Annotated in this window: 15 protein-coding genes and 1 tRNA gene; 7 read left to right on the top strand and 9 right to left on the bottom strand. The window is 66.6% G+C overall.

Annotated elements, in window-relative coordinates:
- Positions 1-11: 11 nt before the first annotated feature.
- Together ACYQ8K_RS05850 and ACYQ8K_RS05855 are read right to left on the bottom strand one after the other, a co-directional pair.
- Positions 12-548: a hypothetical protein gene (locus ACYQ8K_RS05850; protein ID WP_459967521.1), complete on the bottom strand. Its 537-nt coding sequence runs from the start codon at positions 546-548 to the stop codon at positions 12-14.
- 45 nt (positions 549-593) lie between these two features.
- On the bottom strand, positions 594-1094 hold the full coding sequence (locus ACYQ8K_RS05855; protein WP_459967522.1) for a hypothetical protein: 501 nt from the start codon (positions 1092-1094) through the stop codon (positions 594-596).
- Between the two features lie 119 nt (positions 1095-1213).
- Between ACYQ8K_RS05855 and ACYQ8K_RS05860 the strand changes: the two genes are divergently transcribed.
- Positions 1214-2161, top strand: a complete 948-nt coding sequence (locus ACYQ8K_RS05860; protein WP_459967524.1) for a DMT family transporter — start codon at positions 1214-1216, stop codon at positions 2159-2161.
- A 257-nt stretch (positions 2162-2418) separates the two neighbouring features.
- Here ACYQ8K_RS05860 and ACYQ8K_RS05865 read toward each other — a convergent pair whose 3' ends face one another.
- The 3 genes from ACYQ8K_RS05865 to ACYQ8K_RS05875 all read right to left on the bottom strand — a co-directional run bounded on the left by ACYQ8K_RS05865 (position 2419) and on the right by ACYQ8K_RS05875 (position 4564).
- Entirely contained in the window at positions 2419-2673 is a 255-nt protein-coding gene (locus ACYQ8K_RS05865) for a hypothetical protein (RefSeq protein WP_459967525.1), read from the bottom strand.
- A gap of 270 nt (positions 2674-2943) precedes the next feature.
- Entirely contained in the window at positions 2944-3987 is a 1044-nt protein-coding gene (locus ACYQ8K_RS05870; protein WP_459967527.1) for a Fic family protein, read from the bottom strand.
- 493 nt (positions 3988-4480) lie between these two features.
- Positions 4481-4564: transfer RNA gene (locus ACYQ8K_RS05875), tRNA-Tyr, on the bottom strand.
- A 69-nt stretch (positions 4565-4633) separates the two neighbouring features.
- On the opposite strand from ACYQ8K_RS05875, the gene ACYQ8K_RS05880 reads away from it, so the two are divergent.
- From ACYQ8K_RS05880 to ACYQ8K_RS05895, 4 genes are all read left to right on the top strand, one after another.
- Positions 4634-5125, top strand: a complete 492-nt coding sequence (locus tag ACYQ8K_RS05880) for a YajQ family cyclic di-GMP-binding protein (RefSeq protein ID WP_065055770.1) — start codon at positions 4634-4636, stop codon at positions 5123-5125.
- Positions 5126-5230: 105 nt separating this feature from the next.
- Positions 5231-6742 (top strand): flavin-containing monooxygenase, encoded by a 1512-nt coding sequence (locus ACYQ8K_RS05885; protein WP_459967528.1) that lies wholly within the window; start codon positions 5231-5233, stop codon positions 6740-6742.
- Positions 6743-6802: 60 nt separating this feature from the next.
- Positions 6803-7828 carry an NAD(P)H-dependent glycerol-3-phosphate dehydrogenase gene (locus ACYQ8K_RS05890; RefSeq protein WP_459967529.1) on the top strand — a complete coding sequence of 342 codons (1026 nt, stop codon included), beginning with the start codon at positions 6803-6805 and terminating at the stop codon, positions 7826-7828.
- Positions 7829-8070: 242 nt separating this feature from the next.
- Positions 8071-9591 (top strand): SulP family inorganic anion transporter, encoded by a 1521-nt coding sequence (locus ACYQ8K_RS05895; protein WP_459967530.1) that lies wholly within the window; start codon positions 8071-8073, stop codon positions 9589-9591.
- A gap of 46 nt (positions 9592-9637) precedes the next feature.
- On the opposite strand, the gene ACYQ8K_RS05900 is transcribed toward ACYQ8K_RS05895, so the two are convergent.
- The 3 genes from ACYQ8K_RS05900 to grcC1 all read right to left on the bottom strand — a co-directional run bounded on the left by ACYQ8K_RS05900 (position 9638) and on the right by grcC1 (position 11896).
- The gene (locus ACYQ8K_RS05900) at positions 9638-9898 is read right to left on the bottom strand and encodes a helix-turn-helix domain-containing protein (RefSeq protein WP_459967647.1); all 261 of its coding nucleotides are present in this window, start codon (positions 9896-9898) and stop codon (positions 9638-9640) included.
- Between the two features lie 23 nt (positions 9899-9921).
- Positions 9922-10785 (bottom strand): zinc metalloprotease HtpX, encoded by an 864-nt coding sequence (htpX, locus tag ACYQ8K_RS05905; protein ID WP_459967531.1) that lies wholly within the window; start codon positions 10783-10785, stop codon positions 9922-9924.
- A gap of 103 nt (positions 10786-10888) precedes the next feature.
- Positions 10889-11896: a nonaprenyl/(2E,6E)-farnesyl/geranylgeranyl diphosphat synthase gene (gene grcC1, locus ACYQ8K_RS05910; RefSeq protein WP_459967532.1), complete on the bottom strand. Its 1008-nt coding sequence runs from the start codon at positions 11894-11896 to the stop codon at positions 10889-10891.
- 22 nt (positions 11897-11918) lie between these two features.
- Between grcC1 and menJ the strand changes: the two genes are divergently transcribed.
- Together menJ and ACYQ8K_RS05920 are read left to right on the top strand one after the other, a co-directional pair.
- Positions 11919-13157: a menaquinone reductase gene (menJ, locus tag ACYQ8K_RS05915; RefSeq protein ID WP_459967534.1), complete on the top strand. Its 1239-nt coding sequence runs from the start codon at positions 11919-11921 to the stop codon at positions 13155-13157.
- A 112-nt stretch (positions 13158-13269) separates the two neighbouring features.
- Positions 13270-13680: a DUF732 domain-containing protein gene (locus ACYQ8K_RS05920; protein WP_459967535.1), complete on the top strand. Its 411-nt coding sequence runs from the start codon at positions 13270-13272 to the stop codon at positions 13678-13680.
- Between the two features lie 7 nt (positions 13681-13687).
- Here the strand turns inward: ACYQ8K_RS05920 and ACYQ8K_RS05925 are convergent, their stop codons facing one another.
- Complete coding sequence (locus tag ACYQ8K_RS05925; RefSeq protein ID WP_459967536.1) at positions 13688-14380, bottom strand: demethylmenaquinone methyltransferase; 693 nt, start codon at positions 14378-14380, stop codon at positions 13688-13690.
- Positions 14381-14401: the final 21 nt, after the last annotated feature.

Here is a 14401-nt window from a genome sequence, read left to right on the forward strand (position 1 = left end):
GCCGATGTCTCCTAGAAAGTCCGGCTGCCTTGTGGGGAAAGGACAAATCCGTGCTGGCTGGACGGGTCGTCTGACTCGCATGCTGTCGTAACCGGATCCACGCCGCAGGTGAATCCGGCATAGCTCACCTTGTTGTGTGGCGCTAACGGTTTGTAGTCCTTGGGGTCGATGACCCCCGATGGTCCCTCGCTGGGCCGGAAGTCGTACTGCTCCATCGAGGACAGATCCACGTCGGACAACATCGCGGCGGTTGTCTGCTTCGATTGGGTGATCAACCCGACATGATTTTGGGCGGTCCCAGGCAGCGCGCCCCAGCAGTCCACCATCTGCCGTGATGCCTTGAAATTTGTGTCCATCCGGCACCGGTAGCCGCCCGGGGTGGCGAATTGCACGCCTTGAATTCCGTAGGTTGCGTAGGTTTCGTAGTCGCGGGCGTTGACGGCGTGGAAGTCGCTCAAATCCGGAAATGGCGGGGGATCCGCGGTCGCCACCGGCGCGAGCACCGACGCGGCGACAACGCAAACTCCCACGGTTATCGCGAGTTTCATCGCGGCGACCTCGACGATCTTACCAGGCGCTCACCGCTCAGGGATTCAATCACCTTCGCTGGCAACGTTTTTCGCACCGAAGACGGCGAGTACAGTGCAGACCACCAGCACGGCGGTGACCGCGGCCTCAGCGAGCAGTGCGCTGGAATTCACGAACTCCCGATCCGCCAGCCCGGACGCCCCCATCTCGTGCTTGGTGCCGTCGACCAGCAATGCCGGATACAGCCAGCACAGGACCGCGGTGACGAATGCGACCGCAGCGCAGCCGCATGCGACCAGGCCGAGCCAGCGCGCCCGCGATGCGGCCAGCAACGTGGCGGCGGCGGCGATCGCGGCGATCAGCACGATCCAACCCGGCGTGCTGTTCACCATCCCGCTGAGCAAGGGGCCGTAGTGATCGGCATCCTCTCCGTCGTATATGCCGAGACCGTTCCACCGGATGGGAAAACCCAAGTGGCTCAAGTCGATCCAGGGCAGCAGTGTCAGCGCCGCTGACGCGATGGCCGCGACGACCGCCGCTATGGTGAATACCTTGCTACGCAGCATGTTTCCTTTCGATCCGCCGATCGGGACGAACTTCCCGCCGGCCACCCAGCGTAAGGCGAGACAGGCCGGCGCCGAAAGAGCAAGTTAACCCCGCCGAGGTCAGGGGTACCCCTCAGGGCATGGGGTGGGTGACGACGCACGCGGTTGCGATCTTCTCGGCTTTGCTTTCCGCGTTCTGGGCGGCGGTGGGAATCGTGGTCCGCCAGCGGGCCACCCACCGCGTTCCGGGTGATGAGGCCATGTCGGCGGCGATGGCGACGACGCTGGCCCGCCAACCGCTGTGGTGGGCGGGAACGTTTGCCGCAGTCGCCGGCTACGTGTTTCAGGCCGTGGCGCTGGCGCACGGGTCGCTGCTGCTCGTCCAGCCGCTGCTGGTGTCGTCGCTGCTGTTCGCGCTGCCGTTGAGCGCGGCGCTGTGCCACCAGCGCATCAGTCGGGCCCAGTGGGGCTGGGCGATGCTGCTGACGGCCGCGCTGGCGGTCTTCCTGCTGGTGGGCCAGCCCCGCGAGGGCCACAGCCGTCCCCCGATTCCGGCGTGGACGTTGGCGCTGGCGATCACCGTGCCGTCGGTGATCGCCTGCGTCGTTGCCGCCCACCGCGCCGCGGGCCGGGTGCGGGCCTCGCTGCTGGGTGTCGCGGTGGCGATCCTGCTCGGCATGATCGCGGTCGTCACGAAGGTCTGCACCCACCGCTATTCGGTCGGCGGATGGCATGCGCTCATGACCGTCCCCGCCCCGTATGTGCTGGTTGCGCTGGCCGTGACGGTGACGGTCGTGCAGAACTCGGCCTTTCACGCCGGTGCGCTGCAGGCGTCAGTGCCGATCATGCTGGTGGGTGAACCGGTGGTTGCCGTCGCGCTCGGGGTTGTCGTACTCGGCGAGCACCTGGCGGTGGGCGACCTGACGGCGCTCGTCCTCGCCGTCGCGGTGGCGGCAATGGCGGCGGCCACCGTCGCCCTGGGCCGCAGCCAGGCGATCGACAATGCCGACGTCCCGGACCGCGAACCCGCCCCCAGCCGGGACGAGGCCACGCTGGCGGCCGTCAGCGCGGGCGGGCGGCGGGTGTGATCGCCCCGAGTGAGGCGCCGGTCGGTCTGATCCGCTTGTAGCCGAGGCGATTTCGGACACCCCAGCCTGCACGTGGGTTTGGGTGTCCCCGAACGCCGGCAGGGTTTCAGCCTTGCGGGCCTTAGCGAAAGGTCTCGGACAGGCCTCGGACACAACGAGTGTCGGTAATGCGCACAGCGGGACACCCCGACGCCGGGGTTGGGTTGGGAGGAGTCAGCGCCGGGGTGCCGTCTCGGTCAGGGTCCGTCAGAAAGGGCTCAGCCCGTCGCTTCAGCGATGAAAATGTCGAGGCGATCGAGATAGACATTCCCGCGCCGCACCGTTTGTTCCAGTCGCGCCGCCATGGGATCGCTGGCCCGAAGAATTACTTTCACGTCTAATAGTTCGAACATAGCGTCCTGCATCATGTTTCGTGCGACTTCGAGGCCGCCCACGCTATCTGCAGAGTCCATCAGGTCGACGCCTTGTTGGAACAGTCCGGTGGCCTTGGCGATGTCAGATGTGACACTCATGGGCAAACCACCTTTCCCAGGTAATACAACGCTACGCGCGAAAACGCGCCGTGGGAAGGATTGCGGCCGTGCGTGTTTCAGCCGGATTGTTTGACATTCGTACATTTAGATCGGGCTTTCGGCAACGTCAAATCACAACCCCACGAGCGGACCGGGCAGATGTCCCCGGAACCGGATCGCCCGAAGGCAGCTCAAAAGCCCCCTCGGCGGCCCGTTTTCGGGGCCGTGCCGGCGTAACCATTGCGCGTCTGCCGCCGCTGCTCTGCTGGCCTACTTGGTGATGGTGTACGCCGCCTGGACGCAGCCGAATAGCCGATTCTGCGACCGTCCTGTGATCTCTTGCAAGATGCCGTGCTCGACCAGCTTGGCGATGGCGACGTTGCTCGCCTCGAAGGTTTTGTTAATGAGTCGGCTGGCTGTGCGGACATCAATTACGGGGTAGCCGATGAGTATCTCTGCGATCTCGATAGCCGATCCGCGCAGTCCGCCCGCGCGCAGCGTGGCAACCATCTGATCGCGGAGGGCGAGCAACTCCTGGATTTTCTGCAGGCCTTCGCGCGCTTGCATTTCCACTGCGTGCGCAAATAACTCGACCCACGTACTGAAATCCCCGGTAAGCGTTAGCTGCAGCAGTCCTTCTTGGTAGAGGTCTCGGTGGGCCTCGAACCAAGGTGCGATGTTCAGGACTGCCCAGCGCAGCTCGCCTTCCTTCATCAGTTGCAGTATGGATATGAGTCGGCCAAGCCGGCCGTTCCCGTCACCGTATGGGTGCAATGTTTCGAACTGGTAGTGGGCGATCGCCACCTTCGCGATTATCAGTAGATCCGACTCTGCCGCGATCCAGCTCTCCCAGTCCTTAACACCAGCTTCGAGTTGAGCTCCCGGAGGGCATGGGACGAACCGGGCTTCCTCGATGGGTTTGTCCTTGGGGCCGATTGCGACCTGATGTGGCCTGATGTCGCCGGCGTCTGGCGTGTCGCCGGGGGTTTTTTTTACGATCATGCGCTGCAGTTCGCCCAGGAAGGAGCGGGTGATGCGGCGGTCTTGGATGCTAATTACGGCGGACTCGGTCGCCTCGACAAAGTTGCGGACTTCCCGCTGCTCGGACGACATCTGCTGGTCTTCGAGGAAGTCGGCCTCGAGGACTTCCTCGAAAGTCGCATATGTGCCTTCCAGCGCTGATGTGCTTCGTGCTTCTTTCCTGATGATTGGTCGTACGAGAATTTCGGGTCTAGGCAGCCGGGCTACAGCTTCGTCGAGGCGTGCGACGGCGGCTCCGGCCTTCGCGGACAGTGAGATCGCTCTTGGTGTCAAGTGAGGCAGTTGGGGAAGTGCGCTAGGTAGGTAGGCCCAGTACTCCCAGGGCGTCATTGTTCGCGGGTCAGTCCCACTGATTGGTACCAACTCCCCAATGGGGGACTGACGTACCGCCTCAACGTCCACCATTCAAGTTTAAGCCAATTTCCTGAATGACGTGCTCAACCGTGCAAGCTATCTTGAACCAAGGGGACATTCGTTCAGGTTTCAGTCCTGTTTCCTGAATGACATGCCCGTAGGTTCAAGCTAAGCAGTTCGAGACCGGGCTGCGCCCGCGCCCAGCGCCGCGTCGCAGTGACTGACGTTCCGCTGCGCGACGTTCGGTTCGACGATCTACGAGTTTGGATCGCAACTTGTCAGTGGAAGGATCGGCACGGTTCGAAGGCAAAGGGTTAAGCGAGTCGGGAGACTGCCGCAGCTATTGCGTACCGACTGCGCACCAGCCACGCACCCAAGCGTGTTCCGGCAGCCAGAAACGCCGGCTGACGTGTGGTGGCAGGTACAGGATTCGAACCTGTGAAGCTTTCGCGACGGATTTACAGTCCGCTCCCATTGGCCGCTCGGGCAACCTGCCGCCAGACAGGTTACAACGAGCGAGTAGACAAAGCACAAACGCCTATCACCGAGTGAAGGGACGGAACGCATGGCGGACTCATCGTTCGACATCGTCAGCAAAGTGGATCGCCAGGAGGTCGACAACGCGCTCAACCAGGCGGCCAAGGAGTTGGCCACCCGATTCGACTTCCGCGGCACCGACACCACAATCGCCTGGAAGGGCGACGAGGCAATCGAGCTGACGTCGTCCACCGAGGAACGCGTCAAGGCGGCCGTCGACGTCTTCAAGGAGAAGCTGATCCGCCGCGACATCTCGATGAAGGCCTTCGACGCCGGCGAACCGCAGGCCTCGGGCAAGACCTACAAGATCAACGGCACCCTCAAGCAGGGGATCAGCAGCGAGAACGCCAAGAAGATCACCAAGCTGATCCGCGACGACGGCCCCAAGTCCGTCAAGACGCAGATCCAGGGCGAGGAAATCCGGGTCACCAGCAAAAAGCGCGACGACCTGCAGGCCGTCCAAGCTCTGCTCAAGCAGGCCGACCTGGATGTTGCGCTGCAGTTCGTCAACTACCGCTGACCGGCGCGGTTGGCGCGCCGTCGCGCGGATTCGCGAGTTTCTAGCCCGACCAACCGGTGGGTCTCTAGGCTGGTGGCGAGTCCCACAATTTGAGCGAGGTTCACGATGACCGTGACTCCCCAGGAAGCCGCCGATAGCGGCGCGACCGACGCCGGATACTCCGACGTGATCATCGTCGGCGCCGGCATCTCCGGCATCGACGCGGCCTATCGGATCACCGAGCGCAACCCGAACCTGACGTACACCGTCCTGGAGCGGCGCGCGCAGATCGGCGGGACGTGGGACCTGTTCCGCTATCCGGGGGTGCGCTCCGACAGCAGCATCTTCACGCTGTCCTTCCCGTTCGAGCCGTGGACGCGCAGAGAGGGCGTCGCCGACGGCGTGCACATCCGCGAGTATCTGGCCGCCACCGCGCGCAAGTACGGCATCGACCGGCACATCCGGTTCAACAGCTACGTGCGCTCGGCCGACTGGGACTCCGCCACCGACACCTGGACGGTCACCGTCGAGCAGGATGGCGCGCGCAAGCTGTACCGCGGCCGCTTCCTGTTCTTCGGCAGCGGCTACTACAACTACGACGAGGGCTACACCCCCGAATTCCCCGGCATCGAGCAGTTCGAGGGCACCGTGGTGCACCCGCAGCACTGGCCCGAAGACCTGGATTACGCGGGCAAGAAAGTCGTGGTGATCGGCAGCGGGGCCACCGCGGTCACGCTGCTGCCGTCGCTGTCGGACCGCGCCGCGAAAGTCACCATGCTGCAGCGCTCGCCGACCTATCTCATTTCGGCGTCCAAGTACGGCACCGTTGCCGCGATCGCTCGAAAGCTGTTGCCCCGCAAGCCGGCTCATCTCGTCATCCGCTTGTACAGCGCCCTGACCGAGGCGGTGTTCTTCGCGTTGTCCCGCAAGGCGCCGGGGCTGGTGCGATGGCTGCTGCGGCGCAAGGCGATCAGCAGCCTGCCCGCCGGCTACGACGTCGACACCCACTTCAAGCCGCGCTACAACCCGTGGGACCAGCGGATGTGCCTGATCCCCGACGCCGACCTGTACAACGCCATCAGCGCGGGTGGCGCCGAGGTGGTCACCGACCACATCGACCATTTCGACGCGACCGGCATCGCGCTGAAATCTGGCGGGCACCTCGACGCCGACATCATCGTCACCGCCACCGGGCTGCAGCTGCAGGCGCTCGGCGGGGCGGCGATCAGCCTGGACGGCACCGAGATCAAGACCAGCGACCGCTTCGTCTACAAAGCGCACATGCTCGAAGACGTGCCGAACCTGTTCTGGTGCGTGGGCTACACCAACGCCTCGTGGACGTTGCGCGCCGACATCACCGCCCGCGCCACGGCAAAGCTGATGGAACACATGGCTTCTCACGGCTACACCCGCGCCGCCCCGCATCGCGGCAACGAGCCGATGGCCGAGAAGCCGTCGTGGGACATCAACGCCGGCTACGTGCTGCGCTCGGTGCACATGCTGCCGAAGTCGGGCACCAAGCGGCCCTGGAACGTGCGGCAGAACTATCTGGCCGACGCCCTCGACTACCGGTTCGACCGGATCGAGGAGGCGATGGTGTTCGGCCGCGTCGACGACCGGGCACCGCTGGCCGGCTAGCCAATCTGAGTGTTCGTGAACTGCTACTAAATCGCAGGTGTCCGCAATACGCTGATCGCCATGGCATCTGAGAAGCGCGAACCCAAAGTCGTTGTCCTCGGTGGCGGTTCCTGGGGCACCACCGTGGCATCAATCTGCGCGCGTCGCGGTCCGACGCTGCAGTGGGTGCGCTCCGAGGCGACCGCCGACGACATCAACGAGAACCACCGCAACAGCCGGTACCTCGGCAACGACGTCGTGCTGAGCGACACTTTGCGCGCCACGACCGACTTCGCCGAGGCGGCGAACTCCGCCGATGTCGTGGTGATGGGCGTTCCCTCGCACGGCTTTCGGGGCGTGCTGAGCGAGCTGGCCAAGGAGCTGCGGCCGTGGGTGCCGGTGGTGTCGCTCGTCAAGGGACTCGAGCAGGGCACCAACATGCGGATGTCGCAGATCATCGAGGAGACCCTGCCCGGCCACCCCGCCGGCATCCTGGCCGGGCCGAACATCGCGCGCGAGGTCGGCGAGGGCTACGCGGCCGCGGCGGTGCTGGCGATGCCGGACCAGCATCTGGCGACCCGGCTGTCGGGCCTGTTCCGCACCCGGCGCTTCCGCGTGTACACCACCGATGACGTCATCGGGGTCGAGATGGCCGGGGCGCTGAAGAACGTCTACGCCATCTCGGTCGGGATGGGCTACTCGCTGGGCATCGGGGAGAACACCCGCGCGCTGGTGATCGCCCGCGCGCTGCGCGAGATGACCAAGCTGGGCGTCGCCCTGGGCGGCAACCCGGATACCTTCCCGGGCCTGGCCGGGCTGGGCGACCTCATCGTCACCTGTACCAGCCAGCGCAGCCGGAATCGACACGTCGGTGAGCAGCTGGGGGCCGGCAAGCCGATCGACGAGATCATCGCCTCGATGAACCAGGTCGCCGAGGGCGTCAAGGCCGCGAGCGTGATCATGGAGTTTGCCAACGAGTTCGGCCTCACCATGCCGATCGCGCGCGAGGTCGACGCGGTGATCAACCACGGCTCGTCGGTCGAGCAGGCCTATCGGGGCCTGATCGCCGAGGTTCCCGGCCATGAGGTGCACGGCTCGGGCTTCTGAACTGGTTCTTCGAGGCCAGGGAATTCAAATCTTTGCGTTCTCTATGGGCAGGGCCCGTCGGCTTGACCGGCGTTTGCCAGCAAAATACCGTCGTTCCAGGCGACCAGGAGTTTCCGGGCGCGATCCTGCGGGTCGGCCCGGCGTAATCGTCTGTACGCCAACACGTTACGAAGAGGTAACTAGACCAAATATGGGATGGATATCGGACATCCCCCGCTAACACCTAACGAGGGACGCGACCGATGCACAACGTTGAACAGGACCGGCCGCGCATCGATCGGCTGCGGGGCGTCATCCGGCACGATCTGCCGTCATCACTCGTGGTCTTCCTGGTCGCACTGCCCCTATCGCTGGGGATCGCGATCGCGTCCAACGCGCCGGTGCTCGCCGGCCTGATCGCCGCGATCGTCGGCGGGATCGTCGTGGGCTCGTTGGGTGGCTCCCCGCTGCAGGTCAGTGGCCCCGCGGCCGGGCTGACGGTGATTGTCGCCGGCCTGGTGTCCGATTTCGGTTGGGGCATAACGTGCTTGATCACGGTTGCCGCCGGAGTCGTGCAGGTGCTGCTGGGGCTCAGCCGGGTTGCGCGCGCGGCCCTGGCGATCTCGCCGGTCGTCGTGCACGCGATGCTGGCCGGCATCGGCATCACGATCGCCCTGCAGCAGGCGCACGTGCTGCTCGGTGGGAAGTCCAAGAGCACGGCCTGGCACAACCTCATCGGGCTGCCCGGCCAGATCATCGGCGCGCACCGCCCGGGCGTGATCCTGGGGGTGCTGGTCATCGTCATCCTGGTGGCGTGGCGATGGGTTCCGGCCAAGGTGCGCCGCGTTCCGGGTCCGCTGGTCGCCATCGTGGCGGTGACGGTGATCTCGGTGGCCTTCCCGTTCCACGTGCGCCGGATCAACCTCGAGGGGTCACCGCTGGATGCGCTGCAGTTACCCGAGCTTCCCCACGGCAACTGGGGCGCGGTCGCGATCGGGGTGATCACGGTGGCGCTCATCGCCAGCGTCGAGAGCCTGCTGTCGGCGGTGTCGGTTGACCGGATGCACAACGGGCCACGCACCGATTTCAACCGCGAGCTGGTGGGACAGGGCGCCGCCAACATCCTGTCGGGCAGCATCGGCGGGCTCCCGGTAACCGGGGTCATCGTGCGCAGCTCCACAAATGTCAACGCGGGGGCCAAATCTCGCGCCTCGGCGATCATGCACGGCGTCTGGATCCTGTTGTTCACCATCCCGTTCGCGGGGCTGGTCGAAAAGATCCCGACCGCCGCCCTCGCCGGTCTGCTCATCGTGATCGGGATTCAGCTGCTGAAGCCGGCACACATCGAAACCGCAATGAAGCACGGCGATCTCGCGGTGTACGTCGTGACGGCCGTCTGCGTCATCTTCCTCAACCTGCTGCACGGGGTGATGATCGGGCTCGCGCTGGCCATCACGCTGACCGGCTGGCGGGTGATCCGGGCCAAGATCGAAGCCACGCCGGTGGACGACGAATGGCGGGTGAGCATCCAGGGCGCGGCATGCACCTTCCTGGCGCTGCCGAGGCTGACGCGGATGCTCGCGTCGGTCCCGCAGGGCGCGACGGCGACCGTGGCCATTGCGGTGCATTACCTCGATCACGCTGCGCACCAGACGATTACCGACTGGCAGCAACAGCATGAGGCGACGGGCGGGACGGTTCACATTCAGGGCGTGATCGAAACGGGTCGTCGCGACGCGGACGAACCGCTGGTCGACGCGCAAAGGCCCGAGGCCGCAGCGTAACTGGTTTCCGGCCCGACCCGGCTCGGGCACAAGGGGCGCGCAACGGTCAGTCGACGTCGATGCGGATGTGTAACCGCTTGCCGCACACCTGCGCCAGCCGTTCCAGCACGTCCACGCGGGGCACCTCGGTCCCGTCCTCCCACGCGGCGACGGCTTCGCGGGTGGTGCCCAGCGCCTCGGCCAATTGGGCCTGATTCATGCCGGCACCGGCGCGCGTCTCGAAGATCAAGTCGGGCAGATCCAGCGCCAGCCCGGCTTCGTGAATATCCATCGAATTGGGTTCAGTCATCGCCATCACCCTCCAAATCCGATGGTACGTGCGGACTCGGGCTAGCGTCCGGCCATTTCCTCCAGCCGGCGGATACGGTCCTCGATCGGCGGGTGCGTCGAAAACAGCGATCCGATCCGCTCGCCCGCCCGGAAGGGGTTGGCGATCATCAGGTGCGCCTGGCTGGCCAGCTGGGGCTCCGGCGGCAGCGGGGCGGCCTGGACCCCGCCGGAGATTTTGCGCAGGGCCGACGCCAGCGCCAGCGGGTCGCCGGTCAGCACCGCGCCCGATTCGTCCGCCTGGTATTCGCGTGACCTCGACACCGCCAGCCGCACCACGGTCGCGGCGATCGGACCGAGCAACGAAACCAGCAGCAGCGCAAAGGGATTCTCGCCATCGCGGTCGTTACCGCCGAACATGCCGGCGAACATCGCCATGTTGGCCAGCGCGGTGATCACCGACGCCAGCGCGCCAGCGATGCACGAGATCAGGATGTCGCGGTTGTAGACGTGCGAAAGTTCGTGCCCCAGCACGGCGCGCAGCTCGCGCTCGGTGAGGATGTCCAAAATGCCCGTGGTGCAGCAGACCGCCGCGTTGCGGGGGTTGCGCCCGGTCGCGAACGCGTTGGGCGCGTTGGTGTCGCTGATGTACAGCCGGGGCATCGGCTGGTGCGCGGCGGTGGCCAGCTCACGCACGATCCGGTACATCGCCGGCGCCTGCACCTCCGACACCGGCTGCGCGCGCATCGCCCGCAGCGCCAGCTTGTCGCTGTTGTAGTACGTGTAGACGTTCATGCCGATGGCGAACAGCACCGCGAGGAACATCGCGGTCCGGCCGAACAGCGAACCGACGAACACGATCAACGCGGACATGCCAACCAGCAACGCGAACGTCTTGAACGTGTTGTGATGCGGATGCCAGGTCATCGGTGTCCTCCTTGGAACACTCGGGGGCGCGCGTTATTGCCGATTACAGCTCATTGAACGCCCGAGATGGTCCCGTTGGTTCCACAGGACTTCGCGATCGCCCCTAGCCGTGCCGGCTGATGGTGTAGTCGACCAGCGTCTGCAGGGCGTGGCGGCCGGGGACGTCCGGCAACAGGGCCAGCTCCTGGTGGGCCTGCGCCGCGTAGTCCTGCAGCGAGTGCTTGGCCTTGGTCATGCCCGGCGACGCCCGCAGCAACGCCAGCGCCTCGGCCACCGCGTCGTCGTCGTCGATGGGCCCGACCAGCAGCTCACGCAGCCGCGCCGCCTCGGGGCCGGGTTCGCGCAGCGCGTAGACCATGGGCAGGGTGTGCACGCCTTCGCGCACGTCGGTGCCGGGCAGCTTGCCGGACTCGTGGGAGTCGCTGTCGATGTCGATGATGTCGTCGGAGATCTGGAACGCGGTGCCCACGATGCCGCCCAGGCGGCTCAGCCGCTCCACCTGATCGGCGTCGGCGCCCGAAAACATGGCGCCGAACCGGCCCGCCGCGGCGATCAGGCACGCGGTCTTCTCGTACACCACTTTCAGGTAGTGCTCGATCGGGTCGGATCCCTGGACGAACCCGCGGGTCTCGCGCATCTGCCCCGTCACCAGCTGGGCGAACGTCTCGGCGATCAGCCGCACCGCCTCGGGCCCGAGCCGGGAGACCAACCGGGAGGCCGTGGCGAACAGGTAGTCGCCGGCCAGGATCGCGACGTTGTTGCCCCAGCGCACGTTGGCGGTGGGGGTGCCGCGACGCACCTCGGCCTCGTCCATCACGTCGTCGTGGTACAGCGTGGCCAGGTGCACCAGCTCGATGACGGCGCCGGCGATGGTCACGTCCACCCCGTCCGGGTCGGGCCCGATCTGCGCCGACAGCACCGTGAACAGCGGCCGGAACCGCTTGCCGCCGGCCTTGAACAGGTGCGTCAGCGACTCGGTCATGATGTCGTCGGCGCTGCGGAATTCCGCCTCCATGAGCTGCTCGATGCGGCCGACACCATCCCGTACGGTCGCCGCGAACGCGGGGTCACCGAAGTCAACGCCCGCCACCACCGTCGCCGGAGTACTCACGGGACCAAACATACTGGTGTGCATGAGGACGGCAGCGACCCGAGCCCAAGTGGTGGTCGTGGGCGCAGGACCCGCAGGTTCGGCGGCGGCGGCCTGGGCCGCCCGCGCGGGCAACGACGTCCTGGTCATCGATTCGGCGAACTTTCCCCGCGACAAGGCCTGCGGCGACGGGCTGACCCCGCGCGCGGTCGCCGAGCTGGAACGGCTGGGCCTGCGCGACTGGCTGGACACCCGCATCCGGCATCGGGGGCTGCGGATGAGCGGGTTCGGCGGCGAGGTGCAGGTCGACTGGCCCGGCCCGTCGTTCCCGTCGACCGGCAGCGCGGTGGCCCGCTTCGAGCTGGACGACCGGATTCGCAAAGTCGCAGAGGAGTCCGGGGCGCGGATGCTGCTCGGGACCAAGGCCGTTGCCGCGCAACATGATTCATTGGGACGGGTGACTTCGGTGACGCTGGCCGACGGCACCGAGGTGAGCTGTGGCCACTTGATCGTGGCCGACGGCGCGCGCTCGTGGCGGGCCCGAAACGGGGGCGGGCGCTGCCACACGCAAACGGTTTTCGGCGTGCCCGCGCGCGGTTACCTGACCACCGCGCGCGCCGACGACCCCTGGCTGACGTCGCATCTGGAACTGCGCGGACCCGACGGCTCCAAGGACAAAGTGCTGCCCGGCTACGGCTGGATCTTTCCGCTCGGCAACGGCGAGGTGAACATCGGCGTCGGCGCGTTGTCGACGGCGAAACGGCCGGCCGACCTGGCGCTGCGGCCGCTGATCGACTACTACACCGACCTACGCCGCGACGAGTGGGGCTTCACCGGCCACCCGCGCGCGGTGGCCTCGGCGCTGCTGCCGATGGGCGGCGCGGTGTCGGGGGTGGCCGGCGCCAACTGGATGCTGATCGGCGACGCCGCGGCCTGCGTGAACCCACTCAATGGCGAAGGCATCGACTACGGCCTCGAGACCGGGCGGCTGGCCGCGGCGCTGCTGGACTGCCCCGACCTGTCGCAGGTGTGGCCATCGCTGCTGCAGCAGCACTACGGTCGCGGCTTCTCGGTGGCGCGCCGGCTGGCCCTGCTGCTGACGTTCCAGCGGTTCCTGCCGTCGACCGGACCGATCGCGATGCGCTCGACGACGCTGATGACCATCGCCGTGCGGGTGATGGCCAACCTGGTCACCGACGACGACGCGGACTGGGTGGCGCGCGCCTGGCGCGGCGGCGGACGGCTGTCCCGGCTGCTCGACCGTCGCACGCCGTTCAGCTGAGCAATCACTCCCATCGCCGCAGGTCGGCGGGCCGGCCGCGGTCTGAGGGGGCCGTCGGTCGACGATGGGCTTTCGTCTCCACACCCGCGGCGAGGCGTGTATAGTCCAGCTAATGAAGGGAACGAGCCTGGCTACTATCGGAGCCGCTGCTGCAATCGCTCTGGCCGCGCTGGCCGTGCCGGCGCAGCTCTCCGTGCCGGCGCAGGCGGATCCGCCGCCGACGGCGCCGTACCCCACCCCGCGCACGCCGTCGCCCCCGAGCGACTACGACGCGCCGTTCAAGAACACCGTCAACGGCTTCGGCATCTACCAGCCGCAGGATCAGTTGGCGTGGCTGGGCAAGATCACCTGCGACCGCATCGGCAGGGGCGTGGACGGCGACGCGTACAAGTCGGCCACCTTCATCCAGCGCAACCTGCCGCGCGGCACCACTCAGGGCCAGGCGTTCCAATTCCTCGGCGCAGCGGTCGATCACTACTGCCCCGACCAGGTGCCCTTCGTGCAGGCCGCCGGCAACCACTAGAACCGACTCAGCGCAGGGGCTTGTGCCCCGCGTGCAGGGCGACGATGCCGCCGGTCAGATTGCGCCAACGCACCCCGGTCCAACCGGCCTTTATTATCTGCTGCGCCAGCGCCGCCTGATCGGGCCACGCCCTGATCGACTCCGCGAGGTACACGTACGCCTCGGGATTGCTCGACACCGCCCGCGCCACCCGCGGCAGCGCCCGCATCAAGTACTCCTTGTAGACGGTGGCGAACAGCGCGTTGCTGGGCGTGGAGAACTCGCACACCACCAACCGTCCGCCCGGCCGCGTGACGCGGGCCATCTCGCGCAGCCCGGCCTGGGTGTCGACGACGTTGCGCAGCCCGAAACTGATTGTCACGGCATCGAATACGTCGTCGCCGAACGGCAGCCTGGTGGCATCGCCGGCGACCTTCGGGACGTCGCGCGCCGCACCCGCCGCCAGCATGCCGACCGAGAAGTCGGCGGCCACGCACCACGCCCCGGACTTCTCCAACTCCACGGTGGACACCGCGGTGCCCGCGGCGAGGTCCAACACCTTCTGACCGGGCCCGATGGCCAGCGCCGACCGGGTGGCCTTGCGCCAGTACCGGTCCTGCCCCATCGACAGCACGGTGTTGGTCAGGTCGTACCGGCGGGCGACGCCGTCGAACATCGACGCGACATCCCGGGGATCCTTGTCCAACTCCGCACGGCTCACCAGAAAGACGCTACCTCGTGC

The sequence above is a fragment of the Mycobacterium sp. MUNTM1 genome (assembly GCF_054660795.1).